Source organism: Methylobacterium sp. A49B, from assembly GCF_053346215.1.
The window spans coordinates 1-511 of record NZ_JBKFBO010000010.1 but is presented as its reverse complement, the minus strand read 5'-3'; the positions used below and the strand labels follow the sequence as shown (position 1 = coordinate 511).

General features: G+C 66.7%; 1 pseudogene. It reads left to right on the top strand.

Annotation, left to right across the window (positions count from 1 at the left end):
• Positions 1-511: pseudogene (locus ACLBX9_RS01800) on the top strand (catalase); the annotation flags it as partial.

Here is a 511-nt window from a genome sequence, read left to right as displayed (position 1 = left end):
CATGGTCAACGGCAAAGTGTTCCAGGCACCGAACGCCGAGAAGTTTCTGGGCAGCCTCAAGCTGCTGGCCGGCACCACGGACCGCGCCGAAGGGCTGAAGGTCGCTGCCTCCACGGTCCTGCGCGGCGTCAACAAGGCCCTGCATGCGGTAGGCATCGATAGCCCCACCATCGGCTCCCTTGGCGGCGCGCCCAATGTCGATCCGCTCGGCGAGACCTACTACAGCCTGACCCCGTTCCGGTACGGCGACTACATCGCCAAGTTCTCGCTGGCCCCTGTCGCGCCAGCTCTGACCGCCCTGACCGGCACTGAGATCAATGCCTCCGGCCGCCCGAACGCCATCCGCGAGACGGTGCAGTCCGAGATGATCGGCATCGCCGGCGAGTGGGAATTCCGCGTGCAACTCTGCCGTGACCTCGAACGCCAGCCGGTCGAGGACCCGACGGTGGAGTGGAAGGAGGACGAGGCACCGTTCCAGCGGGTCGGGATTGTCCGGGTTCAGCCGCAGGAC